This window comes from Pseudomonas sp. FG86, assembly GCF_057808775.1.
The window spans coordinates 13,846-39,381 of record NZ_JBMDIS010000030.1 but is presented as its reverse complement, the minus strand read 5'-3'; the positions used below and the strand labels follow the sequence as shown (position 1 = coordinate 39,381).

Annotated in this window: 29 protein-coding genes; 12 read left to right on the top strand and 17 right to left on the bottom strand. The window is 61.5% G+C overall.

All coding sequences use genetic code 11. The features are described from left to right. Positions 1 to 76: 76 nt before the first annotated feature. Together ACODSV_RS19550 and ACODSV_RS19545 are read left to right on the top strand one after the other, a co-directional pair. Complete coding sequence (locus tag ACODSV_RS19550) at positions 77 to 748, top strand: TetR/AcrR family transcriptional regulator (protein ID WP_069077217.1); 672 nt, start codon at positions 77 to 79, stop codon at positions 746 to 748. Between the two features lie 32 nt (positions 749 to 780). Further along, positions 781 to 1,635 carry a sulfurtransferase gene (locus ACODSV_RS19545; protein WP_150054607.1) on the top strand — a complete coding sequence of 285 codons (855 nt, stop codon included), beginning with the start codon at positions 781 to 783 and terminating at the stop codon, positions 1,633 to 1,635. A 67-nt stretch (positions 1,636 to 1,702) separates the two neighbouring features. On the opposite strand, the gene ACODSV_RS19540 is transcribed toward ACODSV_RS19545, so the two are convergent. The 4 genes from ACODSV_RS19540 to ACODSV_RS19525 all read right to left on the bottom strand — a co-directional run bounded on the left by ACODSV_RS19540 (position 1,703) and on the right by ACODSV_RS19525 (position 6,339). Beyond that, positions 1,703 to 2,698, bottom strand: a complete 996-nt coding sequence (locus ACODSV_RS19540; protein ID WP_024077923.1) for a hydrolase — start codon at positions 2,696 to 2,698, stop codon at positions 1,703 to 1,705. A gap of 185 nt (positions 2,699 to 2,883) precedes the next feature. Further along, positions 2,884 to 3,501, bottom strand: a complete 618-nt coding sequence (gene rsmD, locus ACODSV_RS19535) for a 16S rRNA (guanine(966)-N(2))-methyltransferase RsmD (protein WP_024077922.1) — start codon at positions 3,499 to 3,501, stop codon at positions 2,884 to 2,886. Further along, positions 3,501 to 4,991: a M16 family metallopeptidase gene (locus ACODSV_RS19530; protein ID WP_024077921.1), complete on the bottom strand. Its 1,491-nt coding sequence runs from the start codon at positions 4,989 to 4,991 to the stop codon at positions 3,501 to 3,503. Before ACODSV_RS19530 ends, rsmD begins: the two co-directional genes overlap by 1 nt. After that, positions 4,984 to 6,339 (bottom strand): M16 family metallopeptidase, encoded by a 1,356-nt coding sequence (locus tag ACODSV_RS19525; RefSeq protein ID WP_150055222.1) that lies wholly within the window; start codon positions 6,337 to 6,339, stop codon positions 4,984 to 4,986. Before ACODSV_RS19525 ends, ACODSV_RS19530 begins: the two co-directional genes overlap by 8 nt. Before the next feature lie 232 nt (positions 6,340 to 6,571). Between ACODSV_RS19525 and ftsY the strand changes: the two genes are divergently transcribed. The 4 genes from ftsY to rpoH all read left to right on the top strand — a co-directional run bounded on the left by ftsY (position 6,572) and on the right by rpoH (position 10,649). Then, complete coding sequence (ftsY, locus tag ACODSV_RS19520; protein WP_150095370.1) at positions 6,572 to 7,978, top strand: signal recognition particle-docking protein FtsY; 1,407 nt, start codon at positions 6,572 to 6,574, stop codon at positions 7,976 to 7,978. Beyond that, entirely contained in the window at positions 7,975 to 8,646 is a 672-nt protein-coding gene (gene ftsE / locus ACODSV_RS19515) for a cell division ATP-binding protein FtsE (RefSeq protein WP_003213784.1), read from the top strand. Before ftsY ends, ftsE begins: the two co-directional genes overlap by 4 nt. Further along, on the top strand, positions 8,643 to 9,665 hold the full coding sequence (ftsX, locus tag ACODSV_RS19510; RefSeq protein ID WP_024077918.1) for a permease-like cell division protein FtsX: 1,023 nt from the start codon (positions 8,643 to 8,645) through the stop codon (positions 9,663 to 9,665). Before ftsE ends, ftsX begins: the two co-directional genes overlap by 4 nt. Before the next feature lie 129 nt (positions 9,666 to 9,794). Next, a complete protein-coding gene (gene rpoH / locus ACODSV_RS19505; RefSeq protein WP_003176698.1) occupies positions 9,795 to 10,649 on the top strand; it encodes an RNA polymerase sigma factor RpoH in 855 nt (284 codons plus the stop codon). Between the two features lie 136 nt (positions 10,650 to 10,785). Here the strand turns inward: rpoH and mtgA are convergent, their stop codons facing one another. After that, a complete protein-coding gene (mtgA, locus tag ACODSV_RS19500; protein ID WP_024077917.1) occupies positions 10,786 to 11,508 on the bottom strand; it encodes a monofunctional biosynthetic peptidoglycan transglycosylase in 723 nt (240 codons plus the stop codon). 74 nt (positions 11,509 to 11,582) lie between these two features. Here mtgA and ACODSV_RS19495 point away from each other — a divergent pair, with 74 nt between their 5' ends. The 4 genes from ACODSV_RS19495 to trmB all read left to right on the top strand — a co-directional run bounded on the left by ACODSV_RS19495 (position 11,583) and on the right by trmB (position 13,839). Beyond that, positions 11,583 to 11,960 (top strand): DUF423 domain-containing protein, encoded by a 378-nt coding sequence (locus ACODSV_RS19495; RefSeq protein ID WP_024077916.1) that lies wholly within the window; start codon positions 11,583 to 11,585, stop codon positions 11,958 to 11,960. An 83-nt stretch (positions 11,961 to 12,043) separates the two neighbouring features. Then, positions 12,044 to 12,244, top strand: a complete 201-nt coding sequence (gene thiS / locus ACODSV_RS19490; RefSeq protein ID WP_069077196.1) for a sulfur carrier protein ThiS — start codon at positions 12,044 to 12,046, stop codon at positions 12,242 to 12,244. A 65-nt stretch (positions 12,245 to 12,309) separates the two neighbouring features. Next, positions 12,310 to 13,104 carry a thiazole synthase gene (locus ACODSV_RS19485; protein ID WP_017845016.1) on the top strand — a complete coding sequence of 265 codons (795 nt, stop codon included), beginning with the start codon at positions 12,310 to 12,312 and terminating at the stop codon, positions 13,102 to 13,104. Positions 13,105 to 13,113: 9 nt separating this feature from the next. Further along, entirely contained in the window at positions 13,114 to 13,839 is a 726-nt protein-coding gene (trmB, locus tag ACODSV_RS19480; RefSeq protein ID WP_024077914.1) for a tRNA (guanosine(46)-N7)-methyltransferase TrmB, read from the top strand. Between the two features lie 142 nt (positions 13,840 to 13,981). Here trmB and ACODSV_RS19475 read toward each other — a convergent pair whose 3' ends face one another. The 9 genes from ACODSV_RS19475 to ACODSV_RS19435 form a co-directional block, all read right to left on the bottom strand. Further along, positions 13,982 to 14,305, bottom strand: coding sequence for a DUF3392 domain-containing protein (locus ACODSV_RS19475; protein ID WP_003176691.1), 324 nt, complete (start codon positions 14,303 to 14,305; stop codon positions 13,982 to 13,984). Between the two features lie 19 nt (positions 14,306 to 14,324). After that, positions 14,325 to 15,527 carry a radical SAM family heme chaperone HemW gene (gene hemW / locus ACODSV_RS19470; RefSeq protein ID WP_150054743.1) on the bottom strand — a complete coding sequence of 401 codons (1,203 nt, stop codon included), beginning with the start codon at positions 15,525 to 15,527 and terminating at the stop codon, positions 14,325 to 14,327. Next, entirely contained in the window at positions 15,524 to 16,120 is a 597-nt protein-coding gene (rdgB, locus tag ACODSV_RS19465; RefSeq protein WP_162163625.1) for an RdgB/HAM1 family non-canonical purine NTP pyrophosphatase, read from the bottom strand. Before rdgB ends, hemW begins: the two co-directional genes overlap by 4 nt. Further along, positions 16,117 to 16,551 (bottom strand): DUF4426 domain-containing protein, encoded by a 435-nt coding sequence (locus ACODSV_RS19460; RefSeq protein WP_024077911.1) that lies wholly within the window; start codon positions 16,549 to 16,551, stop codon positions 16,117 to 16,119. Before ACODSV_RS19460 ends, rdgB begins: the two co-directional genes overlap by 4 nt. 21 nt (positions 16,552 to 16,572) lie before the next feature. Continuing rightward, a complete protein-coding gene (gene metW / locus ACODSV_RS19455; protein ID WP_024077910.1) occupies positions 16,573 to 17,193 on the bottom strand; it encodes a methionine biosynthesis protein MetW in 621 nt (206 codons plus the stop codon). Between the two features lie 7 nt (positions 17,194 to 17,200). Continuing rightward, positions 17,201 to 18,340, bottom strand: a complete 1,140-nt coding sequence (metX, locus tag ACODSV_RS19450; RefSeq protein WP_024077909.1) for a homoserine O-succinyltransferase MetX — start codon at positions 18,338 to 18,340, stop codon at positions 17,201 to 17,203. 125 nt (positions 18,341 to 18,465) lie between these two features. Next, the gene (locus ACODSV_RS19445; protein WP_024077908.1) at positions 18,466 to 19,053 is read right to left on the bottom strand and encodes a YggT family protein; all 588 of its coding nucleotides are present in this window, start codon (positions 19,051 to 19,053) and stop codon (positions 18,466 to 18,468) included. A gap of 24 nt (positions 19,054 to 19,077) precedes the next feature. Next, a complete protein-coding gene (gene proC / locus ACODSV_RS19440; protein ID WP_024077907.1) occupies positions 19,078 to 19,896 on the bottom strand; it encodes a pyrroline-5-carboxylate reductase in 819 nt (272 codons plus the stop codon). A gap of 33 nt (positions 19,897 to 19,929) precedes the next feature. Further along, the gene (locus tag ACODSV_RS19435) at positions 19,930 to 20,616 is read right to left on the bottom strand and encodes a YggS family pyridoxal phosphate-dependent enzyme (protein WP_024077906.1); all 687 of its coding nucleotides are present in this window, start codon (positions 20,614 to 20,616) and stop codon (positions 19,930 to 19,932) included. Positions 20,617 to 20,673: 57 nt separating this feature from the next. Between ACODSV_RS19435 and ACODSV_RS19430 the strand changes: the two genes are divergently transcribed. After that, positions 20,674 to 21,708, top strand: coding sequence for a type IV pilus twitching motility protein PilT (locus ACODSV_RS19430; RefSeq protein ID WP_069077198.1), 1,035 nt, complete (start codon positions 20,674 to 20,676; stop codon positions 21,706 to 21,708). Between the two features lie 139 nt (positions 21,709 to 21,847). On the opposite strand, the gene ACODSV_RS19425 is transcribed toward ACODSV_RS19430, so the two are convergent. Next, a complete protein-coding gene (locus ACODSV_RS19425) occupies positions 21,848 to 22,483 on the bottom strand; it encodes a C40 family peptidase (RefSeq protein ID WP_024077904.1) in 636 nt (211 codons plus the stop codon). Positions 22,484 to 22,733: 250 nt separating this feature from the next. On the opposite strand from ACODSV_RS19425, the gene ACODSV_RS19420 reads away from it, so the two are divergent. Next, positions 22,734 to 23,162, top strand: coding sequence for an NINE protein (locus ACODSV_RS19420; protein WP_150054284.1), 429 nt, complete (start codon positions 22,734 to 22,736; stop codon positions 23,160 to 23,162). Between the two features lie 84 nt (positions 23,163 to 23,246). On the opposite strand, the gene ACODSV_RS19415 is transcribed toward ACODSV_RS19420, so the two are convergent. Both ACODSV_RS19415 and ACODSV_RS19410 read right to left on the bottom strand, forming a co-directional pair. Continuing rightward, positions 23,247 to 24,518, bottom strand: a complete 1,272-nt coding sequence (locus tag ACODSV_RS19415) for a dihydroorotase (protein ID WP_024077902.1) — start codon at positions 24,516 to 24,518, stop codon at positions 23,247 to 23,249. Then, positions 24,515 to 25,519, bottom strand: coding sequence for an aspartate carbamoyltransferase catalytic subunit (locus ACODSV_RS19410; protein WP_024077901.1), 1,005 nt, complete (start codon positions 25,517 to 25,519; stop codon positions 24,515 to 24,517). The genes ACODSV_RS19415 and ACODSV_RS19410 overlap by 4 nt, the downstream gene beginning before the upstream one ends. Positions 25,520 to 25,536 lie beyond the last annotated feature (17 nt).

Below are 25,536 nucleotides of genomic sequence, written 5' to 3'. Positions count from 1 at the left end.
TGCAGTAACATCCGGATTTATCCCAATCAGGATAGGCCGTAAGATGCCCGATCACGTGTACAGAAGCTGATCCCCTATGGCACCACGAGTAAAGACCAGCGAGCGCATTGTGCAAACCAGCCTGGAGCTTTTTAACCAGCAGGGCGAGCGTAGTGTCAGCACCAACCATATCGCCGCCCATATGGAAATTTCGCCGGGCAACCTGTACTACCACTTCCCCAACAAGCAGGCGATCATCGCCGTGCTGTTTCGCGAATATGAAGCGTTGGTCGACAGCTTCCTGCGCCCGCCCCAGGGGCGTGCAATGGTCGTGGAGGATAAGCGTTTCTACCTGCAGGCCGTATTGGCCGGGATGTGGCGCTACCGCTTCCTGCATCGCGACCTTGAACACTTGCTGGAAAGCGACCCGGAACTGGCCACCGGCTACCGGCGGTTTTCCCAGCGTTGCCTGATCCAGGGCGGCGCCATCTACCAGGGGTTTGTCGACGCCGGCATCCTTAATATGAACCCGGTGCAGACCGAAGCCCTGACCCTCAATGCCTGGATCATCCTCACCTCTTGGGTGCGTTTCTTGTGCACCACCAACGAAAATTCCACGCATTTGAGCGCCGAGGCAATCAAGCGCGGTGTGTACCAGGTGCTGGTGCTGGAGGCGGGGTTTGTCACGCCCCAGGCCAAAGAGGCGGTGGATGCATTGTTCAAAGAGTTTTACGTGCCGCTGAACCAGGCACTGGAAGAAGTGAAGTAGACCTTTCCCACCTGTATTTGTAGGAGTCCGTCATGCCACTTGCCCAATTGATCAGCCCCCAGCAATTAGCCGAGCGCCAAAAGTCGGCGGGGTTGGTGATCCTGGATTGCCGTTTTGCCCTGGAAGACCCGGATTACGGGCGTTGCAGCTACGCCGAAGGGCATATCGAAGGCGCGCAATATGCCGACCTGGAGCGCCATTTGAGCGGGCCGGTGACCAAGGGGGTGACCGGGCGTCATCCCTTGCCAGAGGCGAAAAGATTCGTCGAACAGCTCCAGGCCTGGGGCATCAATGCCGACACCGAAGTGGTGCTTTATGACGACGGCCCCGGCGCCTATGCCGCTCGCGCCTGGTGGCTGTTGGCCTGGCTGGGCAAGCGTGACGGCGTGTTTATCCTGGACGGTGGCCTCAAGGCCTGGCACTCCGCGGGTTTCCCGTTGAGCCTGGATGCGCCGGTAATTGCGCCTGGCACCTTTGTGGGGGCGCCGGACAATCACCTGCTGCTGGACGCCGAACAGCTGCAAAAACGCCTGGGCCAGCCCCGCCTGACCTTGATCGATGCCCGTGCCCAAGCACGTTTTCGCGGTGAAGTTGAGCCTATTGACCCGATTGCTGGGCATATCCCCGGTGCTCAATGTGCAGCGTTTAGCGAAAACCTGGGCAGTGATGGGCGTTTCCTGCCGGCCGACCAACTCAAGCAACGCTTCGCCGCGCAGTTGCAGGGCCGCTCGCCCGAAGATCTGGTGGCGTACTGCGGCTCGGGCGTGACGGCGTGCCACAACCTGTTCGCCCTGAGCCTGGCGGGTTACCCGTTGGGCAAGTTGTATGCGGGGTCGTGGAGCGAGTGGATTACCGATCCCGCGCGGGCAATCGCTACGGGTGACTGAGTTCCCTGCCTCAAATGTGTAAACGATGTCCCCGGTTTCAGATGTAAACGATGTCTACGGTTTTACTTCAACCGTGTTGGGCCAGCAGCCATTGTGGGATGCGCCGCTCCAGGTAGTAGCTGGGGCGTTTCAGTGAGCCATCGACGAAGCCCACGTGCCCACCTTTAGTCGTCAGCTCAAACTCGGTGCATGCCGACAGCTCGCTGGCTTCGGGCAAGCTGTGGGCGAATACGAACGGGTCGTCGGCAGCTTGGATAATCAACGTCGGTGTGCGGATAGCGCCCAGGTAGTAGCGGCTCGACGCGCGCCGGTAATAGTCCTCGGCACTCAAGAAACCATGCAGCGGCGCGGTCACCCGGCCATCGAAGTCCCAGAACGTGCGCATCTTCTCCAGTGAACCGAGGGCTTCCAGGGTTTTCAGCCCGTCCGCACGACCATCCTGTAAAAAGCGGCTTTGTTTGGCGCGGATATACGCGAGCATTTCGCGCATGAAGTGCTTTTGATAGATCCGCGAAAAGCCCAGCCCGATGCGATCTGCGCACTGGTCCAGGCGAAACGGCACCGACACCGCTGCTGCGCCTTGCAGCCCCGAAGCGTCGCCGGTTTCGCCCAAATGCTTGAGCAGCACATTACCGCCCAGCGAATAACCCACTGCATACAGCGGTGCCAATGGTCGTTTGGTGCGCAGGTGGGTAATCGTGGCTGCCAGGTCTTCACTGGCCCCGGAGTGATAGCTGCGCGCCAACAGGTTCGGCTCGCCCGAGCAGCCGCGCCAGTTCAGGGCTGCGCTGGCCCAGCCTTGTACGGCGAGGGCTTTTTGCAGGCCGGCCACGTAAGGCGAGTTGGATGAGCCGGTGAGCCCGTGCAGCACCAGTACCAATGGTGCTTGCGCGTCGTGCGGGCCGTGCCAGTCGAGGTCGAGAAAGTCGCCATCTTCCAGCCATAGCCGTTCACGTTGGCGTTCGAGGTGGGTGGTAGGGCGCCACAGCGGCCCCCACAGGGTTTGCAGGTGAGGGTTGCCGAGGCCGAAGGCGGGGGTGAACAGGTCGGAGGACGGTGTCATGAAACTCTCGGTTTTGAGCTAACTCACTGTCTGTGGCGAACGGGCTTGCCCCGCGTTGGGCTGCGAAGCAGCCCCATCAAGAACACCGCATTTATTCAGTCAGAGTGCCGTCGCAGGTTTTAGGGCTGCTTCGCAGCCCAACGCGGGGCAAGCCCGCTCGCCACAATTGACGCCAGTCTGAAAGGTCAGACGGCGCTTTCGACCAACCGATGCCACAGCGCGTAATACACCCGCCCGGATTTTTGCTCCCGGTGCAGGCGCCAGGCGCCCGGCAAACCCAAGGTAGACGGTGCCGTCTCGCTTTCAGTGTAGATCCATGAGTCCGGTGCCAGCCATTGGCGCTCTTCAAGCAATGCGCACACCGTCGGCAACAGGTTCTGGTTGAATGGCGGGTCGAGGAACACCACGTCGTATTCGCTCGCCGCCTGGGTTTCCAGGTAGCGCAGCGCGTCAGCGGTCTGCACCTGGCCGTTGGTGCAGCGCAGGGTGCCCAGGTGCTCCTTGAGGCTGGACACCGCCACATTGCTGGCATCCAGCGCCTGTGCCTGGGCCGCGCCACGGGACAGCGCCTCCAGGAACAGGGCGCCGCTGCCGGCAAACGGGTCCAGCACCTTCGCCCCGGCGATGTACGGGGCCAGCCAGTTGAACAGGGTTTCGCGCACGCGATCCGGCGTTGGGCGCAGGCCCACGACGTCGGGGAAGCTCAGCTTGCGGCTGCCCCATTCGCCGCCAATGATGCGCAGTTGGCCCACACCGTTATGCACGTTGTGGACAGGTTTTTTCGGGCGAGATGAACTGGCCATTAATGCTCCGGAACCCCGAGCGGCTGCTCGGCAGGTTTATCAGTGGGGGGCGGTAGTGGCTTTTGCGCAGTGGTCGGGCCGGCGGTCACGATGACCATCTTGTCGGCGCTCAAGTGTTTGTTCAAGGCAGCCTTGACCTGCTCTACGGTCAGGGCCTGGGATTGTTTCATGAAATCTTCCAGGTAGCTCAGCGGCAGGTTGTAGAAACCCATGGCGCCCAGTTGCCCGACGATATCGGCGTTGCTCGCGGTGGATAGCGGGAAGCTGCCGGCCAGCTCGCGCTTGGCGTCATCCAGCTCCTTTTGCGTCGGGCCGGTCTTGAGGTAGTCGGCGAGCACATCCTCGACCAGGCGCAGGGTGCCACCGCTCATTTCCGCGCGGGTCTGCAGGTTGATCATGAACGGGCCGCGTGCCTGCATCGGCGAGAAACCGGAGTACACGCCGTAGGTCAGGCCGCGCTTCTCGCGCACTTCACTCATCAACCGGGTGCCGAAACCACCGCCGCCGAGGATCTGGTTGCCCAGGGAGAGGGCCGCGTAGTCCGGGTCGGCGCGGTCGATACCCAGTTGGGCGAACAACAGGTGGGTCTGCTTGGACGGAAACTCGATATGGCTCAGGCCAGCCTTGGGCTCGGTCGGCTGGGCGATCTTCGCCAGGGCCGGGCCCTTGGGCAGCGAGGCCGACACTTTGGCCGTCATCGCTTCGGCTTCGGCGCGGGTCAAATCACCGACCACGGCAATCACGGCATTACCCGCCGCATAAGCCTTGGCGTGGAACGCCTGCAACTGCGCGAGGGTAATCTTCGGAACGCTTTCTGGCGTGCCTTCGCTTGGGTGAGCGTAAGGGTGATCGCCGTACAGGCGCTTGAACAGTTCAAGGCTGGCCAGTTTGCCGGGGTTCTGCTTCTGGTATTCAAAGCCGGCGAGGATCTGGTTCTTGATCCGTGCCAGGGAGTCGGCGGGGAAGGTCGGCTTGCCAATCACCTGGTCAAACAGCGTCAGGGCGGCGTCGCGCTTGGTGCTGTCGCTCAGGCTGCGCAGGGAGACCAGCGCCATGTCGCGGTAAGCGCCATTGCCAAAGTCGGCGCCCAGGCTTTCAAAACCGCTGGCGATCTGGCTGACATCCTTGCCCGGCACGCCTTCGTTGAGCATGGCGTTGGTCATCAGCGCGAGGCCCGGGACGTTGCCGTCCTGGCTGCTGCCAGCGGCGAACAGGATACGCATGTCGAACATCGGCAGTTCATGGGCCTCGACGAACAGCACCTTGGCGCCTTCGGCGGTGGTCCAGGTTTGCACATCGAGCTTGCGATTGGTCGGCGCCTTGCCGTTCAGCTCTGCCAGAGATTGCAGCTTGTTGGCCGATTGGGCCTTGTCCAGGGCCTGGCTGGCGACGGACTCGCTGGGGCGCAGGAAATACACGGCGCTTGCTGCGATCAAGGTGACGGCGATCAGGCCGGGCAGGATCAGGCGGCTGCTTTTGCGATCACTCATGAGCGGTCTCCTGAGGCAGAACATGGGCGACGCTGAGACGTTCGCGGATGAAATAGGTGCGTGCGGCCTTCTGGATGTCTTCCGGGGTCACGCTTTGCAGGTCGGCCAGCTCGGTGTCCATGAGTTTCCAGGACAGGCCGACGGTTTCCAGGGAGCCGATGGCCGTTGCCTGGCTGGTGATGGAATCACGTTGGTATACCAGGCCGGCGATGACCTGGGCACGGATGCGCTCCAGTTCTTCGGCGGTCGGTGGCTTGGCCTTCAACTCTTCCAGCAGGCGCCACAGGCCGGCTTCGGCTTGGGCAACGGTCTTTTTCTTTTGCTGGTTCGGGGTGGCCGAGAGGGTGAACAGGCTGTCACCCCGGGTGTAGGCGTCGTAGTTGGTGGATGCGGCGGATACCAGCTCTTCACCACGCTCCAGTTGCTCGGAGATCCGTGCACTGTAGCCACCGTCCAGCAGGGCCGAGATCAGGCGCAGGGCTTGGACCGAGCGCTTGTCTTCGGCGGTGGCCAGGCCGGGTACGTTGAAGCCCAGGATCACACTCGGCAATTGGGTCTGCACGTGCATCGTCAACAGGCGCTCGCCGGGCTCGGCCAGTTCCATCGGGATCTTGGCGGGCGGTACGTCACGCTTGGGGATAGGGCCGAAGTAGCGCTGGGCCAGGTTTTTTACCTCATCCGGGGTTACATCGCCCACCACTACCAGCGTGGCGTTGTTCGGCACATACCAAGACTGGTACCAGTGGCGCAGTTCCTCGACCTTCATGCGGTCGAGGTCGGCCATCCAGCCGATGGTCGGCGTGTGGTAGCCACTGGCGGGGTAGGCCATGGCCTTGAAGCGCTCGAAGGCCTTGGACATCGGGTTATCGTCAGTGCGCAGGCGGCGCTCTTCCTTGATTACCTCGATTTCGCGGCTGAACTCGTCGGCCGGCAGGCGCAGGCTGGCCATGCGGTCGGCTTCCAGCTCGAAAGCGACGCCCAGGCGGTCGCGGGCCAGTACCTGGTAATAAGCGGTGTAGTCATCGCTGGTGAAGGCATTTTCTTCGGCGCCCAGGTCGCGCAGGATCAGCGAGGCTTCGCCGGGGCCGACCTTGGCGCTGCCTTTGAACATCATATGTTCCAGAGCGTGGGACAAACCGGTCTGGCCTGGGGTTTCGTAGCTCGAACCGACCTTGTACCAGACCTGCGAAACCACCACCGGCGCGCGATGGTCTTCGCGCACCACGACCTTGAGGCCGTTATCCAAGGTGAATTCATGGGTGGGTTGTGGGTCGGCAGCCAAGGCTGAGAGGGGCAGACAAACTGTGCTGAGCAGCAGGCCTGCAGCGCGGCGGGCTAGAGCATTCATTCGTTTTTAAACCTGTTGGGCTGCCCGCTTGGTCTTAGCGTCGGCGGGCGAGGAGGTGCTAGGATACTGATCCGACCTAGGGACGGCCACTATGGCTGTCTTGTTGAGGCCCTATTTAGGCCTTACAAAATGTTGCGCATGAACGAGCTGGCTAAAAAACAGTCTGTTACGCATCGAATTTTATTTACCGATGTGCCCCTTGGCGCGTCGCTACCTTGAGATAGCCGTCTCCATGTTTGGTTCCAACGACGACAAGAAGACCCCAGCTGCGGCTGGCGAGAAAAAAGGCCTGTTCGGATGGCTGCGCAAAAAGCCGCAGGAAACCGTCGTCGAACAGCCACAGGTTCAAGCTGAGCCGATCCCCGCTCCTATAGTAGAAGCCGAACCGGTTGCCCAAGCGCCGGCGCCGGTGGTGCTGCCGATGGCTGAACCGGTGTTGCAGCCAGTGGCCGAAGTGGTGCCGGAACCTGAGCCCGAGCATAAGCTGTGGCCGGAGCTGCCGGTGGCCGAGGAGCCCGTGGCGTTGGTTGACGATGTGCGGGCCGAGCATGTGACGCCGCCGATTCCGGTGGTTATCGAGCCGGCTCCTGTTGTGTTCGAAGCCCCTGCGCCTGTGGCTGTGAGCGAGCCGGCGCCCGTTGCGGTTGTCGCGCCCGTGGTTGAGCCGGTTCCCGTCGAGCCTGAGCCCGCCGCTGCCGTCGAAACCAGCAAGACCGGTTTCTTCGCCCGCCTCAAGCAAGGCCTGAGCAAGACCAGCGCCAGCATCGGCGAAGGCATGGCCAGCCTGTTCCTGGGCAGGAAGACCATCGATGACGAACTGCTCGAAGACATCGAGACTCGCCTGCTGACGGCGGACGTGGGCGTTGAAGCCACCGCCGTGATCATCCAGAGCCTGACCCAGAAGGTCGCGCGCAAGCAGTTGACCGACGCGGACGCACTGTACAAGTCCCTGCAAGCCGAGCTGGCCGCGATGCTCAAGCCGGTGGAAGCGCCGCTGGTGATTACCCCGAAGAAACCTTTCGTGATCCTGGTCGTGGGCGTCAACGGCGCCGGCAAGACCACCACCATCGGTAAGCTGGCCAAGAAGCTGCAACTGGAAGGCAAGAAAGTCATGCTCGCCGCTGGCGACACCTTTCGCGCCGCTGCTGTGGAGCAATTGCAGGTCTGGGGTGAGCGCAACAAGATCCCGGTGATCGCCCAGCACACCGGTGCCGATTCGGCCTCGGTGATCTTCGATGCCGTGCAAGCCGCCAAGGCGCGCAATATTGACGTGCTGATCGCCGACACCGCCGGTCGCTTGCACACCAAAGACAATTTGATGGAAGAGCTGAAGAAAGTCCGCCGTGTGATCGGCAAGCTCGATGCCGACGCGCCGCATGAGGTGTTGCTGGTGTTGGACGCCGGCACTGGGCAGAACGCCATCAGTCAGGCCAAACAATTCAACCAGACGGTACAACTGACCGGCCTGGCATTGACTAAGCTCGACGGCACGGCCAAGGGGGGGGTGATCTTCGCCCTGGCCAAGCAGTTCGGGTTACCGATTCGTTACATCGGCGTTGGTGAAGGCATCGACGACCTACGCACCTTTGAAGCCGAACCCTTTGTCCAGGCACTGTTTGCCGAGCGGGAGCGTTCATGATTCGATTCGAACAGGTCGGTAAACGCTATGCCAACGGGCATGTCGGCTTGCATGAGCTGAGCTTTCGAGTGCGTCGCGGCGAATTCTTGTTTGTGACCGGCCATTCGGGCGCCGGTAAAAGTACATTGTTGCGCCTGCTGCTGGCCATGGAGCGCCCGACTACCGGCAAGCTGCTGCTGGCCGGGCAGGACCTGGCCACCATCAGCAATGCGCAGATTCCGTTCCTGCGCCGCCAGATCGGCGTGGTATTCCAGAACCACCAGTTACTGTTCGATCGCACGGTGTTCAATAACATTGCCTTGCCATTGCAGATCCTCGGGTTGTCCAAGGCCGAGATCGTCAAGCGCGTGGATTCGGCCCTGGAGCGCGTGGCGCTGTCCGACAAGACCGACCTCTACCCGGGTGACCTGTCCACAGGCCAGCAACAGCGCGTCGGCATCGCCCGCGCCATCGTCCATCGCCCGGCCCTGCTGTTGGCGGACGAACCCACCGGTAACCTCGACCCGCGCCTGGCCGCCGAGATCATGGGGGTGTTTGAAGACATTAATCGCCTGGGCACCAGCGTATTGATCGCCAGTCACGACCTGGCGTTGATCGCGCGCATGCGCCATCGCATGCTCACGCTGCAACGCGGGCGCCTGATCGGCGACGGGGAGGCTGGCGTATGAGTGCGACCCGCAGCCCCAAGGTTTCCGAGCGTGTGGCGCCAAAGGCAGCCGACCCGCAGCCGAAAAAGAAAAAACACGACGAAGACGACGGCCCGGACTTCAGCACCCTGTTGCGCGCCTGGATCGAAAGCCATCGCGCCAGCCTGCTGGACAGCCTGCGTCGCCTGGGCAAGCAACCCATCGGCAGCTTTTTCACCTGTTTGGTGATGGCCGTGGCCTTGAGCCTGCCGATGGGCTTGTCGCTGTTGCTCAATAATGTGGAGCGCCTGGGCGGTTCCTGGCAGCGTGCGGCGCAGATTTCGCTGTACCTGAACCTGGATGCCAGCGCCAAGGAGGGCGAGGCTCTGCGTGATGACATCAAGAACCTGCCGGGCGTCGCGGATGCCGAGTACATCAGTCGCGATCAGGCCCTTGAAGAGTTCCAGCAGCAGTCCGGATTAGGTGAGGCGCTCAAGGAACTGCCGCAGAACCCGCTGCCGGGCGTGGTGCTGGTGACGCCGAATGAAGTCGACAAGCCTGCCCTTGAAGCGCTGCGACAAAAACTCGCAGAGATGCCCAAGGTGCAACAGGCGCAACTTGATCTAGTCTGGGTAGAGCGCCTGGCCGCGATTCTCAAGCTGGGCGACCGCTTTGTGTTCGGCCTGACGGTGTTGTTGGTGTCTGCATTACTTTTGGTGATAGGTAATACCATTCGTCTTCATATTGAAAACCGTCGCACCGAGATAGAAGTGATTAAACTGGTCGGCGGCACGGACAGCTATGTGCGTCGTCCCTTTCTGTACATGGGCGCGCTTTATGGCTTTGGTGCGGGGATCTTGTCCTGGGGTGTCCTGGCGTTTGGCCTTGACTGGCTGAATGACGCGGTGGTCGGGCTTGCCGGCTTGTACGGCAGTGATTTCGCCCTGGCGGGCGTGCCGGTTGCCGACGGTCTGTCGCTCTTGCTTGGCGCGGTATTGTTGGGGTATATCGGTGCGTGGATTGCGGTCGCACGGCATTTACGTGAGCTGGCACCGAAGTAGTTAATGTCAGGGTAATGTGGTTTCGTTTGTATTGGCCGTATCAGTAGTTTAGGGAACTTGTCCTACGGTTCCCGGTCAATTTTCGCAGTGCTGAACTGCACGAGTTATGTGAGTCGGAGGTTTTTTCGTATGACCACTTCTTTGCAACCTGCTTATGCTTTGGTCCCAGGTGCGAACCTGGAGGCTTATGTGCACACGGTGAACAGCATTCCATTGCTGACACCGGAGCAGGAGCGTGAACTGGCCGAGAGTCTCTACTATGAGCAGGATTTGGGGGCGGCTCGGCAGATGGTGCTCGCCCACCTGCGTTTTGTCGTACATATCGCCCGTAGCTACAGTGGCTACGGCCTGGCCCAGGCTGACCTGATCCAAGAAGGCAACGTCGGCCTGATGAAGGCTGTAAAGCGCTTCAACCCGGAGATGGGTGTGCGCCTGGTGTCGTTTGCCGTGCACTGGATCAAGGCGGAAATTCACGAATTCATCCTGCGCAACTGGCGCATCGTGAAAGTCGCGACCACCAAGGCCCAGCGCAAGTTGTTCTTCAACCTGCGCAGCCAGAAGAAACGCCTGGCGTGGCTGAACAACGAGGAAGTCCACCGCGTGGCCGAAAGCCTTGGCGTGGAGCCCCGTGAAGTACGTGAGATGGAAAGCCGCCTGACCGGCCATGACATGGCCTTCGACCCGGCCGCCGAAGCGGACGACGACAGCGCCTTCCAATCGCCAGCCAACTACCTGGAAGACCACCGGTACGACCCGGCGCGTCAACTGGAAGACGCTGATTGGAGTGACAACTCCAACCACAACCTGCACGAAGCGCTGGAAGTGCTGGACGACCGCAGCCGTGACATCCTCTACCAGCGCTGGCTGGCGGAAGAAAAAGCCACGCTGCACGACCTGGCGCAGAAGTACAACGTGTCGGCCGAGCGGATTCGTCAGCTTGAGAAAAGCGCGATGAATAAGCTGAAGCTGTCGATCGCGGCTTAAAAACGCGGCTTAAAAATGTGGGAGGGGGCTTGCCCCCGATAGCAGAGTGTCAGTCGACATCAAAGTGACTGATCCACCGCTATCGGGGGCAAGTCGAATCGTCGCACCGCCCCTCCCACATTTGTTTTGTGTTGTATCAGTCGGACCAAGGCGCCTTGCGCGAATTGTTCAACTCCACCAAATAACCATCCCCACCCAACTGGCTCATCTGCTGGCGAATCCATGCGGCCCGTCGCGCCACATAGGCGGTCGGATGGCTTGCGCTCCACACCCGTGGGTTAGGCAGTACCGCCGCCAGATAGCTGGCTTGTTGCCGGGACAGCCCCTTGGCACTTACGCCGAAGTGATGCTGCGCCGCCGCTTCCGCGCCAAACACGCCCTCATCCCACTCCACGCTGTTGAGGTACACCTCAAGAATCCGCTCCTTGGGCCACAGCACCTCGATCAGCCCGGTAAACCAGGCCTCCAGGCCCTTGCGCAAATAACTGCGGCCTGCCCACAGGAACAGATTTTTCGACACCTGCTGGCTCAGCGTACTGGCGCCGCGAATCGAACCGCCGCGCTCGTTGTGCAGGAGCGCCGCCTGGATCGCGCCGAAATCAAAGCCCCAATGCTGCGGGAAGCGCTGGTCTTCACCGGCCATCACCGCGACCTTGAGGTCATCGGAGATCTGGTCCCAGGGCACCCAGGTGCGCTGCAGGTCAATGGGTTCGCCGTCGAACCAGGATTCAACCTTGCGTTCCACCATCAACGCCGTGAACGGTGGCGGCACGAAACGGAATAGCAGCACCAGCAAAACGCTGCCGATGGCAAACCATTTCACGACTTTGAGAAAACGATTGAAGAGGACACGCAGCATAGAGATGGCTTGGCCGAACCCGTTGAGCGGGCCATTATACAGACCCTGCCCAATGAGTCTGACTGGAGTTCCTCATGCTGCGTGGCTTTCTGATGTTGGCTGCCTTTTTCGGCTTCACCGGCGTCGCCCTCGGTGCGTTCGCCGCCCATGGCTTGAAAAACCGCCTGAGCGCCGAGTACCTGGCAATCTTCCACACCGGCGTCACCTACCAGTTGGTGCACGCCCTGGCGCTGTTCGGCGTCGCGCTGCTGGCCGCGCACATGCCTGGCCGGCTGGTCAACTGGGCGGGTCTCTCGTTTACCGTCGGTATTCTGCTGTTCTCCGGCAGCCTGTATGTGCTGACCCTGACTGGCATCAGCAAGCTGGGCATCATCACGCCATTTGGCGGGCTCGCGTTCCTGCTGGGCTGGTTCTTCCTCGGCCTGGCGGCATGGCGCCTGCAGGCTGATTAAAGCTTTCGCTGACCGGAGGACTTGGGCCAGCAACCTCAATCGGGCTAGAATGCTGGCCCCTAAAAACGATGGCGGCCCGTGGCATGCGCATTCAGTTGAACGGCGAATCTTTTGAACTGCCCGACGGGGAATCCGTTGCGGCCCTGCTGACCCGCCTGGACCTGACCGGGCGTCGCGTCGCAGTGGAGCTCAACCAGGATATCGTCCCGCGTAGCCAGCACGCCGAGACCGCGCTCACCGAAGGTGACCAGGTCGAAGTGGTGCACGCCATCGGCGGCGGCTAGTCGTCCGGCGTCCAGGCGCGCCACCCCGGATTCTGCAGAACCTCACCCCATTTCGAGGATTTCCCATGAGCATCGTTCGTAGCGACAAGCCCTTCGTCCTGGCCGGCCGCACCTACCAGTCCCGTCTGCTGGTCGGCACCGGCAAGTACCGCGACATGGAAGAAACCCGCCTGGCCATCGAAGCCTCGGGCGCCGAGATCGTGACCGTGGCCGTGCGACGCACCAACATCGGCCAGAACCCGGGCGAACCGAACCTGCTGGATATCCTGCCGCCAGACCGCTACACCATCCTGCCGAATACCGCCGGTTGCTACGACGCCATCGAAGCCGTGCGCACCTGCCGCCTGGCTCGTGAGCTGCTCGACGGTCACAATCTGGTGAAGCTGGAAGTACTTGCCGACCAGAAAACCCTGTTCCCCAACGTGATCGAAACCCTCAAGGCCGCCGAAACCCTGGTCAAGGAAGGTTTCGACGTGATGGTCTACACCAGCGACGACCCGATCATCGCCCGCCAACTGGCCGAAATCGGCTGCATCGCCGTGATGCCACTGGCTGGCCTGATAGGCACGGGCCTGGGGATCTGCAACCCGTATAACCTGCAGATCATCCTCGAAGAAGCCAAGATTCCGGTGCTGGTGGACGCGGGTGTAGGCACTGCCTCCGACGCCACCATCGCCATGGAACTGGGCTGCGAAGCGGTGCTGATGAACTCTGCCATCGCCAATGCCCAGCAACCGATCATGATGGCAGAAGCCATGAAACACGCGATCGTCGCGGGCCGCCTGGCCTACCTTGCCGGGCGCATGCCGAAAAAACTCTACGCCAGCGCCTCCTCGCCGCTGGATGGTCTGATCAAGTAAGAGCCATTGATGACTGAATCAAACGAAACGCCGAACACCGTGGACGCAGGCGACGAGTCCAAGCACCGCCGTATCAAGAGTTTTGTGATGCGCGCCGGTCGCATGACCGAAGGCCAGCAAAAGGGGCTGGAACAGGGCACGCCGCTGTTCGTCCTGCCCCTGGCCGACGCGCCGGTGGATTACGACCAGGTATTCGGTCGCTCGGCCCCACGTTCCCTGGAAATCGGTTTCGGCATGGGCCACTCCCTGTTGGAAATGGCCGCGGCTTCGCCCGAACAGGATTTCATTGGTGTGGAAGTGCACCGGCCCGGTGTCGGCGCGCTGCTCAACGGCGTGCTCACCCAGGGCCTGACCAACCTGCGGGTGTATGACTGCGACGCGATCGAGGTGCTCAACCGCTGCATCGCCGACAACAGCCTTGACCGCCTGATGCTGTTTTTCCCTGATCCGTGGCACAAAAGCCGTCACCACAAGCGCCGTATTGTCCAGGCCTCCTTCGCCGAGTTGGTGCGTAGCAAATTGAAAGTCGGCGGCATCCTGCACATGGCCACCGACTGGGAACCCTACGCGGAATACATGCTGGAAGTGATGAACGTCGCCCCCGGCTACCGCAACCTGGCCGAAGACGGCAAATGCGTACCGCGCCCGGCCGAACGCCCGATCACCAAGTTCGAACGCCGCGGCGAGCGGCTGGGGCATGGGGTTTGGGATTTGAAGTTCGAGAAAGTGGACTGATCAGCCGGTCACTTGGAATGCGGTCAAAATGTGGGAGGGGGCTTGCCCCCGATAGCGGTGGGTCAGTCATAGAGTGGTTGACTGATATTCTGCTATCGGGGGCAAGCCCCCTCCCACATTTGTATCTGTGTTGGGTATGGGGTCAGCGGCGGTCGGCGACGACGCCAATCAACACCAGCACCACCACCAGCACCGGCGCCAGGCTGTAGTTATTGAACTGGCTCAACCCTCGCACAATCCACGGCGTGGCGTAGATCAGCGCCGCGCCGCTGCCGATCATGCACAGCAGGGCCATCAACGGTACGCGCAACGCGCCGGCGATGCTGCCCAGGCGGGCTTCAACCCAGCCCTTGATGTCCGCGCCGAACAGCACCAACAGGCAGCCGACGAGGGCCAGGGATATTTCCGACAGGTTGCTGCGGCTCCAGCGGGATACGGTGGCGAGCAGGTCGAGTACCAAATCCATTCGATTTCCTTAAGAGCGATCAGCTCAAAAACTTCTGCAACAGGTCATTGAGAAAGAGTTGCCCGCGGTCGGTGGCCACCAGGCGTGACGGTTCGACCTGCATTAAGCCACTTTGTTCTGCCTCGCGCCGGGCCTCATCGAGGCTGGCCAGGTCGAGGCCGGTGCGCTCGGCATAGAGCTTGGCCTCGACGCCTTCGGTGAGGCGCAGGGCGTTCATCAGGAACTCGAACGGCAATTCTTCGTTGGTCAGTTCCTTCGCGCCAGCCTGAAAGCTTTTGGCCGGGTTGAGGTAGTCCTTCGGCGCGCGGGTCTTCCAGGTACGCACGATGCGTCCATTCGGGTGGCTGAGCTTGCCGTGGGCGCCGGCGCCGATGCCGATAAAGTCACCAAAGCTCCAGTAGTTGAGGTTATGTCGCGCCGCACGCCCCGGTTGCGCATAGGCTGAGACTTCATATTGCGCGTAACCGTGCTCGGCCAGCAGCGCCTGGCCGGCTTCCTGGATATCCCACAAGGTATCGTCTTCCGGTAGCGTCGGCGGCTGGTTCCAGAAGACGGTGTTGGGCTCCAGGGTCAGCTGGTACCACGACAAATGGGTCGGCTTGAGCGCGATGGCCTGGCGCAGGTCGCCCAAGGCGTCATCCAGGGACTGATCGGGCAAACCGTGCATCAGGTCCAGGTTGAAGTTGTCGAACCCGGCCTGGCGCGCCATGTCGGCGGCGCGCATGGCTTCATCGCCGTTGTGGATGCGGCCCAGGGCTGCGAGTTTTTCCTGCTGGAAGCTCTGGATGCCGATGGACAGGCGATTGATCCCCAGCTTGCGGTAAGCCACGAACTTCTCTTGCTCGAACGTTCCGGGGTTGGCTTCCAGGGTGATCTCGATGTCGTCGGCAAACGGGATGCGTGCTTGCACACCCTTGAGCAGGCGACCCAGCGCGGCGGCGCTGAACAGGCTCGGGGTGCCACCGCCGAAGAAGATCGAACTCAGTTCACGGCCGTACACCGCGTGCAGGTCCTGATCGAGGTCGGCCAGCAGCGCGTCGACGTACTCTTCTTCCGGCAACACGGGGCTGGCGGTGTGGGAGTTGAAGTCGCAATAAGGGCATTTGCGCACGCACCACGGGATGTGGATATACAGCGCCAGGGGCGGCAGCACCGGCAACGCCGCCCTTGGTGTTTGCGCGCCGCCGTGGATCAGCGGCTGCGCTGAGGTGTTCTGGGTCATTTCAAGCCCAGGCGCTGGCGCAGCAAAGCCATGGCACGGGCGCGGTGGCTGATCTGGTTTTTGTCGGCCGGGCTCAGTTCGGCGCTGGAGACATTGCGCTCCGGCACCCAGAACAGCGGGTCGTAACCAAACCCATGCTCGCCGCTGGCCGCATGCAGGATGCGCCCGTGCCACAGGCCTTCGCAAAGGATCGGCAGCGGGTCGTCGGCATGTCGCACCAGGGCCAGCACGCAGACGAACTGCGCACCGCGCTCGGCGTCCGGTACTTCCTTGAGGGCGTCCAGCAGCTTGGCGTTGTTGGCCGCGTCACCCTTGCCGTCGGCATAACGTGCCGAGTAGATGCCGGGGGCGCCGCCGAGGAAGTCCACCGCCAGGCCCGAATCATCGGCCAACGCCGGCAGGCCCGAGATGCGTGCAGCATTGCGCGCCTTGAGGATGGCGTTCTCGACGAACGACAGGCCAGTTTCTTCCGGTTCCACCTGGCTGAACTCACCGATCGAGCGCAGTTGCACGGATTCGCCGAGCATGGCCTGGAGTTCTTTGAGTTTGCCGGCGTTATGGCTGGCCAGCACGAGTTGAGTCAGGTTCATCAGTCCGCCGGAAACAGTTCCTGGTTGAATTGGAAACCATGGGCCTTGCCGCCGGTTTCAACGTTGATGGTGAAAACCCGCATTTCTTGTTGCGGCACGTTGTAGGGCGCGAGGTAATAGATCGCACCTTTCTCGGTAATCTGCTTGAACGTCAGGATTTCGCTCCTGCCGCTCAGGTCTTTGACCGTGCCGGTGACTTGCGCGGCCACGGGCGTCACGCCCTTGATCACGGTCACGTTGATCAGCCCCTTGTTTTTGCTGCGTACCACGCCAACCGCCTGGGCCGTGTCGGGCTGCAGGAAGCTGGAGGTGAAGGTGTTGTAGTGTACGGTGATATCGCCAAATTCTTTCTGGCGTTTACTGTCGATAGGGTCGGCGGCCATGGCGCTGACGCCCAGGCACGCGGTGAGTAGAAAAACAGCCAGGCGACTCATGATCGTCCTCCTTAAAAATAGTTAGACGGCAATCTTATGGTCCGTCAGACCAGGACTGCTGACCCGGTAAATCCCAATCTCACCCAACAAATTAGGCCATAGCTTACTCGCCCAGCCGTGGCGATGCTGTTGATCGACGGCAAGGCGGTTGATCACCTTGGCTTTGCGTTCGCCGCACAGCGCTTCGAAGTCTTCGAACGTGCAGAAGTGGATGTTCGGCGTGTTGTACCAAGTGTAAGGCAGGAAATCCGATACCGGCATGCGGCCCTTGGTGGCCAGGTACCAGCGGCAGCGCCAGTGCCCGAAGTTGGGGAAGGTGATGATGCACTGGCGGCCGACGCGCAGCATCTCGTCGAGGATGCGGTCCGGGTAATGCACCGCTTGCAGGGCCTGTGTCATCACGACGACGTCGAAGCTGTTGCTGGCAAAGTTGCCCAGGCCCTTGTCCAGGTCCTGCTCGATCACGTTGATGCCCTTGGCCACGCACTGGGCGATGTTGTCCGGGTCGTTTTCCAGGCCGTAGCCGGTGACCTGCTTGTTGTCGCGCAGCCAGCTCAGCAGTTCGCCATCGCCGCAGCCAAGGTCGAGCACACGGCTGCCGGCGGGTATCCAGTCTTGGATGATTTCCAGGTCGGCTCTCATGGCGTTCTCACAGAGTAATGCGGTTCATGTAGTTCCTGAACGCCTGCAGATAACGAGGGATCGGGATCAGGAAGGCGTCGTGGCCTTGCGGAGCATCGATTTCCAGGTAGCAGACGTCTTTCTTCGCTGCCATCAAGGCATCCACCAGTTCCCGCGAGCGGGCAGGCGAGAAGCGCCAGTCGGTGGTGAACGACATCACGCAGAATTTGGCCTTGGCACCTTCGAAGGTTTTCGCCAGGTCATCGTTGAAGTTCGCCGCCGGGTCGAAATAGTCCAGGGCCTTGGTCATCAGCAGGTAGGTGTTGGCATCGAAACGCCCGGAGAACTCCTCGCCCTGATAACGCAGGTAGCTCTCCACCTGGAATTCGACGCTGTGGAAGTCGTAGTTGAGCTTCTCGCTCTTGAGGCCACGGCCGAATTTTTCGCCCATGGAATCATCGGACAGATAAGTGATATGCCCGACCATCCGCGCCAGCATCAGCCCACGCTTGGGGATCACGCCCGCTTCCTGGAACGAACCGCCGTGAAAATCGGGGTCGGTCAGGATCGCCTGGCGGGCCACTTCGTTGAAGGCGATGTTCTGCGCCGACAACTTGGGCGCCGAGGCGATCGCCAGGCAATGGCGCACGCGATCCGGGTAGGTGATGGTCCATTGCAGCGCCTGCATGCCGCCCAGGCTGCCGCCGATCACGGCGGCCCATTGCTGGATGCCCAGCAGGTCGGCCAGGCGGGCCTGGCTGTGGACCCAGTCTTCCACGGTCAGCACCGGGAAGTCCGCGCCGAACGGCTTGCCGGTTTCCGGGTTGAGGCTGCTGGGGCCGGTGGAGCCGTTGCAGCCGCCGAGGTTATTCAGGCTGACCACGAAGAACTTGTTGGTATCGATGGGCTTGCCGGGGCCGATGCAGCTGTCCCACCAGCCCGGCTTGCGCTCGTCGGCACTGTGGAAACCGGCGGCGTGATGATGGCCGGACAAGGCGTGACAAATCAGCACGGCGTTGCTCGCCGTGGCGTTCAGTTGGCCGTAGGTTTCATAGATCAGGTCATAGGCAGGCAGCGAACGGCCGCAGGCCAGGGCCAGCGGTTCGCTGAAGTGCGCCACTTGGGGCACGACCAGTCCAACAGAATCGGGGGGGAAGGCAGTTGGCATCGACCCTGCTCTCGTTTAAATGAGGCGTAAGTCTAAAGACCGCTGCACCCAGCGGCAAGCAAAGGCCGGAGGGGAGTGGGAGATCGTTCTCGCGCAGGGCGTGAGAACGATCATCCGAGGGAGGATCAGATCAGGCCAAACAACAGCGGCGGCATGGCGACGAAGTCCGCCAAGTATGGAATCGCCCAGCTTTGCAGGAGCTGGATCGCAATGAACGCGAAAATCGGCGAGATATCCAGGCCACCCAGGTTGGGAATCAAACGACGGAACGGCGCCAGCACCGGCTCAGTGATCTGCGCCACCAGCTCAGCCCCCGGGCTGCGGCTGCCCGGTGCCACCCACGACAGAATCACGCTGATGATCATCGACCAGAACAGGATCTTCAAGAACAGCGAGAACACGCCAATCAGTGCCCACGGCAGCAACAGCAAGGTTTTGGGCAAGTAGCCCTTGAGCATCAGGATGACCGCAAACAGCAGGATCTGCAGCAGCAGCGCCAGCACCAACGAGGACATGTCCAGGCCGAACATGCTCGGGACCACCCGGCGCAGGGGCTTGAGCAGTGGTTGCGTGGCCTTCACCACGAATTGGCACAGCGGGTTGTAGAAGTTCGCCCGCACCAGTTGCAGGATAAAACGCATCAGCACGACCAGCAGGTACAGGCTGCCCAGGGTCTGGATGATGAAGATCACAGCGTCATTGAGTCCAAGCATCATTTATTCCTTTGTAAGGGACGACTATTGGCCCAGTTGTTCGGCCATTTCAGCCGAACGGTGCGCAGCGGCGCCGAGAGCTTTTTCCACCAGGGCTTCAAACCCCCCGGCCTGGAACGATTCGATAGCGGCTTGCGTGGTGCCGCCTGGGGAGGTCACGCGACGGCGCAGCTCGGCGGCATCCACTTCGCTGGTCACGGCCATCTGCGCGGCGCCCAGGGCGGTTTGCTCGGCGAGTTGCTCGGCGACTTCCTGGGGCAGGCCCAATTTCACGCCGGCGGCGGTCATGGCTTCGATCAGCAGGAAAAAGTACGCCGGACCGCTGCCGGACACGGCGGTGACCGCATCCAGTTGCTGTTCCTGTTCCAGCCACAAGGCGATGCCCACGGCGGACAGCAGTTCCTGGGCCTGGTCGCGCTGTTGGGCGGTCACTTCGGACGTGGCGTACAAACCGCTCACACCCTTGCGCAGCAGCGCCGGGGTGTTGGGCATGCAGCGTACGATCGGCTGGGCGCCGAGCCAGTTGTTCATGCTGGCGCAAGTGATGCCGGCGGCGATGGACACCACCAGTTGATGGGGTTGCAGGCTTGGGCGCAGGCTTTCGCACACGGCCTTCATGGCCTGCGGCTTGACCGCCAGCACGACCACGTCGACGCCCTGGATGGCCTCGGCGTTGTCGGCGAACGTGTCGATACCGTGCTCGGCGCTGACGCGGGCGCGGGTCTCGGCGCCCGGGTCGCTGGCGCGAATCTGTTGGGCTTGCAGGCCCTTGGCCCGCAGGCCGCCAATCAGGCTGGCCGCCATGTTACCGGCGCCGATAAAGGCAATACGCGTGTTGCTCATGACAGGTCCTTATTCAGTGGGAGATCAGCCATTTCACGGCTGGCCATAATCGCGGGCGCCAAACAGGGCGGTGCCGATCCGCACCCAGGTGGCACCTTGGGCGATGGCCGACTCAAGGTCATGGCTCATGCCCATGGAAAGTGTGTCCAGCGGCAGGTTCAGGCTGGCTTGCAGGTCACGCACGGTGGCGAACGCTGCATCTTGAGCGGTTCGATCTTCCGTCGGCTCGGGGATCGCCATCAGGCCGCGCAGCTTCAAGCGCGGCAGGGCGCTGATGGCGTTGGCCAGGGCCGGCAGGTCGGCGGGAGTACAGCCGGATTTGCTGGCCTCGCCACTGACGTTGACCTGGATGCAGATATTCAGTGGCGGCAGGTCAGCCGGGCGTTGTTCGGAGAGGCGTTGTGCGATTTTCAGGCGGTCCACGGAATGCACCCAAGCGAAATTCTCGGCGATCGCACGAGTCTTGTTCGATTGAATGGGGCCGATGAAGTGCCAACTCAAGGGCAGGTCGGTTAATTCGGCCTGTTTGCCCAATGCTTCCTGCAGGTAGTTCTCACCGAAGTCGCGCATGCCGGCGGCATAGGCTTCGCGCACGGCTTGCGCGGGTTTGGTCTTGCTCACGGCCAGCAGGTGGATGCTGTTTGCGTCACGTTGCACGGCGTTGGCTGCGGCGCGGATCCGCTCGCTAACCAGGCCGATGTTGTCTGCTATCGTCGACATTCAAGATGCGCCCGTGGATATGGAGTCCGCGGCATTCTACTGGAAATGGAAAGCCCTATGGATATCACTGAATTACTGGCGCACAGCGTACGCCAGGGCGCCTCCGACCTGCATCTGTCGGCTGGCCTGGCGCCGATGCTGCGGGTGGACGGTGAGGTATGGCCGTTGGATTGGCCGGTACTGGCACCTGCCCAAGTGGCTAACTTATTGAGCCCTTTGCTCAACCAATACCAACAAAAGGATTTCGAAACATCTCTTGAAACGGATTTTGCCTTCGAACTGCCCGGTGTGGCGCGGTTCCGGGTCAATGTATTTCAGCAGGCGCGCGGTATGGGGGCGGTGTTTCGCACGCTTGCAGCCGAGGTCCAGAGCTTGGAAGCCCTTGGCCTGGGGGAGGTGTTCCAGCGTATTGCCCAGTTGCCGCGCGGCCTGGTACTGGTGACCGGGCCCACCGGCTCCGGCAAGTCCACCACCCTGGCGGCGATGATCGACTACCTCAATCAGCATCGGCGCCAGCACATCCTCACCCTCGAAGACCCTATCGAGTTTATCCATACGCCGAAAATGGCCCTGATCAACCAGCGTCAGGTCCACCGCGACACCCACAGTTTTTCCACCGCCCTGCGTTCGGCCCTGCGGGAAGACCCGGATGTGATCCTTGTGGGCGAATTGCGCGACCTGGAAACCATTCGCCTGGCGCTGACGGCCGCTGAGACCGGCCACCTGGTCTTTGGCACCCTGCACACCACCTCGGCGGCAAAGACCGTGGACAGGCTGGTGGACGTGTTCCCGGCTGGGGAAAAGGCCATGGTCCGCACCATGCTGTCTGAGTCGCTGCAAGCGGTGGTTTCACAGGTGTTGGTCAAGAAGCTCGGCGGTGGGCGGGTGGCCGCCCATGAAATCATGTTGGGCACGCCAGCCATCCGTAACTTGATCCGCGAAGACAAGGTGGCGCAGATGGTCTCGGCGATTCAGACCGGTGCAGCGTTGGGGATGAAAACCTTGGATATGAGTTTGAAGGCGTTGGTCACGGAAGGCGTGATCAGCCGGGAAGAGGCGCGGGAGAAGGCGAGGGTACCTGGGGATATCTGAGGGCTTGTGGACATTACAAATCAAATGTGGGAGGGGGCTTGCCCCCGATAGCGGTGGATCAGTCACTTTGATGTCGACTGACACTCTGCTATCGGGGGCAAGCCCCCTCCCACATTTACTACTGCATTCCAGCTTTGGATCAGCGTTGGACTACTCGCAAGGTGTTCTGCTCTTTTGGCAGAACCCGCTTGGCAATCACGTAGTTCTTGTCCCAGAACGGCTTTTTCAGGGTGTCGATGCTGACCGACTTGCCACGGCGTGGTGCGTGGATAAAGCGGTCGTTGCCCAGGTAGATGGCAACGTGGTTGACCTTGCGGCTCTTGAGTTTGAAGAACAACAGGTCGCCCGGTTTCAAATCCTTGCGCTCAACCTTTTGCCCGTGGCCGGCGGCCATGGCGTTGGAGGTGCGCGGCAAATCCACGGCCGCTACGTCGTTAAACGCATATTTCACCAAACCGCTGCAGTCGAACCCTTTACTTGGGCTGCTGCCGCCCCAACGATAAGGAGTACCGAGCACGTTGACGGCGCGGCTGAGGACGGTGCTGCTTTGTTTGGTGTTGGCTGCCATCAGGCCTGGGGTGGTTTTGCCGTGGGCCTTGCTCAGTTGAGTCGGGCGGCTGACAGTAGGCTTGGCTGATTTGGCCGTGCTTGGTGTGCTGTGAACTTTAGGGGTGAAACCGTTTACGTTAGGAAGTCGTTGCTCACGATTGGTGGCGTGGGCGGCCAGTGGCATTAATAGGCAAATGGTTAGCCATGTCTTGAAAAATGGTCGCATTAGGCGTGGCTCTTATGGGTTTGCGCGCAACTTTATAACAGCTTTTTGTGCCGTTCTCAGGCCGTTTGTCGACTGAACCTTGGGGTCAAATCCAGGAAAAACGCGACGAATCGCCGCAATTGTCCTACACAAGTCAGGTGGCATAAGGCTTTCAGGGGAGGGAAGATACCATTGGCCGTACGTCGGGCGCCTGTAAAAAAGTCACAAATAAAGTGAAAAAATTTATCTATCAAGGCAAAAGAGGTACTCCATGAACACCTATCAACAGCTTGGTTCGCAGCAAGACACCCACAGCAAGGTGATCGGTTACCTGCTCTGGATTTTCGGGTTTACCGGCGCGCACCGCTTCTATTACGGCAAGCCGGTGACCGGCACGATCTGGTTTTTCACCTTCGGTTTGCTCGGCATTGGCTGGCTGATCGACCTGTTCCTCATCCCGGCCATGGACCGTGAAGCCGACCTGCGTTTTACCGCTGGGCCGATCGAATACAACGTGGCGTGGATTCTGCTGGCGTTTCTCGGGGTATTCGGTGTGCACCGGATGTACCAGGGCAAATGGATCACCGGCCTGATCTACCTGCTGACCGGAGGTTTGTTCCTGGTGGGGGTGCTGTATGACTTTTGGACGTTGAATACGCAGATTTCGATCCGCAATGCCGAGCGCAACGGCGGGCGATGATTTCTCAGACCCTATAGAGAACTAAATGTGGGAGGGGGCAAGTCGAATCGTCGCACCGCCCCTCCCACATTGACCGTGCCCGCTTCAGGCCTGGTAGCTGATCCGCCCATCCACCAGGGTGTAGCGCACCGTCGCCGGCAGGCTATGGCCGATGAACGGGCAGTTTTCACCCTTGGACAACCAGTGCTCGCCGGCAATCGTCGAGCTGGCTGGATCAAACAGCACCAGGTCTGCCGCGGCACCTACCGCCAACTTGCCCGCCGGCAGGCGCAAGGCTTCGGCCGGGCCTGCGCTCAGGCGTGCCAGCAGTGTCGGCAGGTCCAGCAAGCCATCCTCCACCAAGGTCATCGCCAGTGGCAGCAACAACTCTACGCTGCTGATACCCGGCTCTGTTGCGCCAAACGGCGCCAGCTTGGCATCGCGCTCGTGGGGTTGGTGATGGCTGGAAATGGCCGAGACCACGCCAGACTTCACTGCGGCACGTAAACCGTCACGGTCGGCACGGGTACGCAGCGGCGGTTGCACGTGATACAGGCTGGAGAAGTCGATCAGCGCCTCGTCCGTCAGGATCAACTGGTACAGCGCCACATCCGCCGTCACTGGCAGGCCACGGGCCTGGGCCTGGGCGATCAGGGCGACGCCGCGAGCACTGGTCAGCTGGCTGAAGTGCGCGCGTACACCGCTTTGCTCCACCAGCAACAGGTCGCGGGCCAGGGCGACGGTTTCAGCGGTTTCCGGAATGCCCGGCAGGCCGAGGAAGCTGGCGACGGCGCCCTCATGGGCCAGTCCACCTTCGGCCAGGTCGCGGTCCTGGGAGTGGAAAATAACGGTCAGGTCGAAGGTCGCTGCGTATTCCAGGGCGCGGCACAAGGTGCGAGTGCTGCGAAAACTCTCCAGCCCGTTGCCGAAGGCCACGCAACCGGCGTCACGCAGGGCGATCAGCTCGGCGAGCTGTTCACCTTCCAGGCCCTTGCTCAGGGCGCCGATGGGAAACACTTTGCAATTACCGGCCTCACGGGCGCGGTCGAGGATCAGTTCGGTCACGGCCGAGGTGTCCAGTACCGGCTTGGTGTGCGGCGGGCAACACAGGCTGGTCACGCCACCGGCAGCGGCGGCGCGGGTTTCGCTGGTAATGTTGCCCTTGCGGCTGTAACCCGGCTCGCGCAGGGCGACGTTCAGGTCAACCAGGCCAGGCGCGGCCACCAAGCCTTTGGCATCGATGGTCTCGACCGCGGTGAACCCGCTGGGCGCCGCACCGATGGCGATGATCTTGCCGGCTTCCAGATGAAGATCGGTAACTTGATCCAGGCCACTGGCTGGATCGATGACTCGGGCGCCGAGAATGCTGAGCTTCACTGGGCCTTCTCCTGCTCGAATTGACGTTGCGCGGTTTGCCCGCTCATGGCCATGGACAACACCGCCATGCGCACGGCGATGCCATAGGTGACCTGGTTGAGAATCACCGACTGGTTACCGTCGGCCACCGCCGACTCAATCTCCACCCCTCGGTTGATCGGCCCCGGGTGCATCACGATCGCATCGGGCTTGGCGCCGGCCAGGCGTGCGGTGGTCAAGCCGAACAGGCGGTAGAACTCGCCTTCGCTGGGCAGCAGGCCACCGGCCATGCGCTCGCGTTGCAGGCGCAGCATGATCACCACGTCCACATCCTTGAGGCCGGTGGTCATGTCGGTGTAGACCTTCACTCCATATTGCTCGATACCCACGGGCAGCAGGGTTTTCGGCGCGATCACGCGGATATCCGGGCAACCCAGGGTCTTCAGGGCCAGCATGTTCGAGCGCGCCACCCGCGAGTGCAGGATGTCGCCGACGATGGCTACCGAGAGGTTTTCAAAGCTGCCCTTGTGCCGACGGATGGTGAGCATGTCGAGCATGCCCTGGGTCGGGTGGGCGTGACGGCCGTCACCACCGTTGATGATCGCTACCTGCGGGCACACGTGTTCGGCGATGAAGTGCGCGGCACCGGAGTCGCCGTGGCGCACGACGAACATATCGGCGGCCATGGCTTCCAGGTTGCGCAGGGTGTCGAGCAGGGTCTCGCCCTTGCTCGCCGACGAGGTGGACACGTTCAACGTGATCACGTCGGCCGACAGTCGCTGGGCCGCCAGTTCAAAGGTGGTGCGGGTGCGGGTGGAGTTCTCGAAGAACACATTGCAGATGGTCTTGCCGCGTAGCAGCGGGACCTTCTTCACCGCGCGGCCACCGACCTCGAGGAACGAGTCGGCGGTGTCGAGGATTTCGGTGAGCAGTTCGCGGGGCAAACCGTCTAGGGACAAGAAATGTTGCAACTGGCCCTGAGCATTGAGCTGCAGCGGGCGCTTGGCATCGAGAGGCGTCATCGCGGGGACTCTTTACA

What these genes read in the sequence shown, in the direction of transcription:
- ACODSV_RS19550 (WP_069077217.1), top strand. Translation starts at nt 77, where the DNA reads ATGGCACCACGAGTAAAGACCAGCGAGCGCATTGTGCAAACCAGCCTG.
- ACODSV_RS19545 (WP_150054607.1), top strand. Translation starts at nt 781, where the DNA reads ATGCCACTTGCCCAATTGATCAGCCCCCAGCAATTAGCCGAGCGCCAA.
- ACODSV_RS19540 (WP_024077923.1), bottom strand. Translation starts at nt 2,698, where the DNA reads ATGACACCGTCCTCCGACCTGTTCACCCCCGCCTTCGGCCTCGGCAAC.
- rsmD (WP_024077922.1), bottom strand. Translation starts at nt 3,501, where the DNA reads ATGGCCAGTTCATCTCGCCCGAAAAAACCTGTCCACAACGTGCATAAC.
- ACODSV_RS19530 (WP_024077921.1), bottom strand. Translation starts at nt 4,991, where the DNA reads ATGAGTGATCGCAAAAGCAGCCGCCTGATCCTGCCCGGCCTGATCGCC.
- ACODSV_RS19525 (WP_150055222.1), bottom strand. Translation starts at nt 6,339, where the DNA reads ATGAATGCTCTAGCCCGCCGCGCTGCAGGCCTGCTGCTCAGCACAGTT.
- ftsY (WP_150095370.1), top strand. Translation starts at nt 6,572, where the DNA reads ATGTTTGGTTCCAACGACGACAAGAAGACCCCAGCTGCGGCTGGCGAG.
- ftsE (WP_003213784.1), top strand. Translation starts at nt 7,975, where the DNA reads ATGATTCGATTCGAACAGGTCGGTAAACGCTATGCCAACGGGCATGTC.
- ftsX (WP_024077918.1), top strand. Translation starts at nt 8,643, where the DNA reads ATGAGTGCGACCCGCAGCCCCAAGGTTTCCGAGCGTGTGGCGCCAAAG.
- rpoH (WP_003176698.1), top strand. Translation starts at nt 9,795, where the DNA reads ATGACCACTTCTTTGCAACCTGCTTATGCTTTGGTCCCAGGTGCGAAC.
- mtgA (WP_024077917.1), bottom strand. Translation starts at nt 11,508, where the DNA reads ATGCTGCGTGTCCTCTTCAATCGTTTTCTCAAAGTCGTGAAATGGTTT.
- ACODSV_RS19495 (WP_024077916.1), top strand. Translation starts at nt 11,583, where the DNA reads ATGCTGCGTGGCTTTCTGATGTTGGCTGCCTTTTTCGGCTTCACCGGC.
- thiS (WP_069077196.1), top strand. Translation starts at nt 12,044, where the DNA reads ATGCGCATTCAGTTGAACGGCGAATCTTTTGAACTGCCCGACGGGGAA.
- ACODSV_RS19485 (WP_017845016.1), top strand. Translation starts at nt 12,310, where the DNA reads ATGAGCATCGTTCGTAGCGACAAGCCCTTCGTCCTGGCCGGCCGCACC.
- trmB (WP_024077914.1), top strand. Translation starts at nt 13,114, where the DNA reads ATGACTGAATCAAACGAAACGCCGAACACCGTGGACGCAGGCGACGAG.
- ACODSV_RS19475 (WP_003176691.1), bottom strand. Translation starts at nt 14,305, where the DNA reads ATGGATTTGGTACTCGACCTGCTCGCCACCGTATCCCGCTGGAGCCGC.
- hemW (WP_150054743.1), bottom strand. Translation starts at nt 15,527, where the DNA reads ATGACCCAGAACACCTCAGCGCAGCCGCTGATCCACGGCGGCGCGCAA.
- ACODSV_RS19460 (WP_024077911.1), bottom strand. Translation starts at nt 16,551, where the DNA reads ATGAGTCGCCTGGCTGTTTTTCTACTCACCGCGTGCCTGGGCGTCAGC.
- metW (WP_024077910.1), bottom strand. Translation starts at nt 17,193, where the DNA reads ATGAGAGCCGACCTGGAAATCATCCAAGACTGGATACCCGCCGGCAGC.
- metX (WP_024077909.1), bottom strand. Translation starts at nt 18,340, where the DNA reads ATGCCAACTGCCTTCCCCCCCGATTCTGTTGGACTGGTCGTGCCCCAA.
- ACODSV_RS19445 (WP_024077908.1), bottom strand. Translation starts at nt 19,053, where the DNA reads ATGCTTGGACTCAATGACGCTGTGATCTTCATCATCCAGACCCTGGGC.
- proC (WP_024077907.1), bottom strand. Translation starts at nt 19,896, where the DNA reads ATGAGCAACACGCGTATTGCCTTTATCGGCGCCGGTAACATGGCGGCC.
- ACODSV_RS19435 (WP_024077906.1), bottom strand. Translation starts at nt 20,616, where the DNA reads ATGTCGACGATAGCAGACAACATCGGCCTGGTTAGCGAGCGGATCCGC.
- ACODSV_RS19430 (WP_069077198.1), top strand. Translation starts at nt 20,674, where the DNA reads ATGGATATCACTGAATTACTGGCGCACAGCGTACGCCAGGGCGCCTCC.
- ACODSV_RS19425 (WP_024077904.1), bottom strand. Translation starts at nt 22,483, where the DNA reads ATGCGACCATTTTTCAAGACATGGCTAACCATTTGCCTATTAATGCCA.
- ACODSV_RS19420 (WP_150054284.1), top strand. Translation starts at nt 22,734, where the DNA reads ATGAACACCTATCAACAGCTTGGTTCGCAGCAAGACACCCACAGCAAG.
- ACODSV_RS19410 (WP_024077901.1), bottom strand. Translation starts at nt 25,519, where the DNA reads ATGACGCCTCTCGATGCCAAGCGCCCGCTGCAGCTCAATGCTCAGGGC.